This is a genomic window from Ascidiimonas meishanensis, from assembly GCF_037782385.1.
GTDB lineage: Bacteria > Bacteroidota > Bacteroidia > Flavobacteriales > Flavobacteriaceae > Ascidiimonas > Ascidiimonas meishanensis.
Genome location: NZ_JBBEXD010000043.1, coordinates 1 through 1,174, shown reverse-complemented (window position 1 = coordinate 1,174; position 1,174 = coordinate 1). Strand labels below are relative to the sequence as shown.

Genomic DNA, 1,174 nt, shown 5'->3' with positions numbered 1-1,174 from the left:
TTGATTATCAGCACGACCAGTAAACATTAGATTTCCATCGGCTCGCCAATAGGCTAAATCTCCAGTACGGTACAAACGAGCATCTTTTTCTTTACTAAAAGGGTTAGGTATAAATCGGGAAGCAGTCAAGTCTTCACGGTTCAGATAGCCTTTAGACAGTCCATTTCCTGCTATGCATAATTCTCCTATAACACCCGTTGGACATAACGAAAAATGTTTGTCTAAAACATATATTTGAGTGCCTGGAATTGGCCTTCCAATAGGAACCGATGTAGCGATAGATTGAGTATTTATAAGCTTATAATAACTAGTATAGGTAGTGTCTTCAGAAGGACCATAAAGATTCCGAATTTCAATAGTACTTCCTGAAAAGTAATTAGCTAAACTTACCGGAAGAGCTTCTCCAGCCATATTTATGGCAACAATATTTTCCCAGCTCACCTTCTCTTCAATAAGCATTTTAATCACTGAAGGAACTGTATTTAGTAATACATGATGATCTAGTGAGAGATAGGAAGATATAGTCAACGCATCTGGTAATATGCGTAACTTTTTACCAGTAATTAACGGATAGAACATCTCAAAAACCGATAAGTCAAAACAATGGGATGTGGCAGCGTAAACGATCTCAAACGGAGTTTTCCCGAATTCTGAAACCGACCAATTAAGCAAACTCATAACATTACCATGAGCTATCTGAACACCTTTGGGTTGACCAGTAGAGCCAGAGGTATAAATAATATGTGAAAGTTGCTCAGTATTTATTTCAGGGAATTCAAATTCAGTATCAAAATCTGTTTGACTGTACTTAAAATTCTTAATTAGTTCACAATCTATTAGCAACTCACAATTGCTGTCAGATTCAATAAAAGCGATACGAGCTTCTGGATAGTTAATATCGATGGGTACATAGGCGGCTCCGTTTTTCAAAACTGCCAGAATGCTTATTAAAAGCCATGCATCCCTCTTCAACTTAATCCCTACAAAACTTCCTTTCTCCAACTGTTGAGTGATCTGTAGATAATGTGCTAACTGATTGGAATAGTTAGATACCTCCTGATAGGTAAATTCGGTTTCCTCAAAAATAACTGCTATAGCTTCGGGAGTTCTGATTACCTGTTCCTCAAAAAGAGTGATTACGGTTTGATCTTTAGGATAGGTAACCGTAGCAGAT

General features: G+C 37.3%; 1 protein-coding gene. It reads right to left on the bottom strand.

The features are described from left to right. On the bottom strand, positions 1-1,174 hold a 1,174-nt coding region (locus tag WBG07_RS19330; RefSeq protein WP_340203773.1), incomplete at both ends, for an amino acid adenylation domain-containing protein.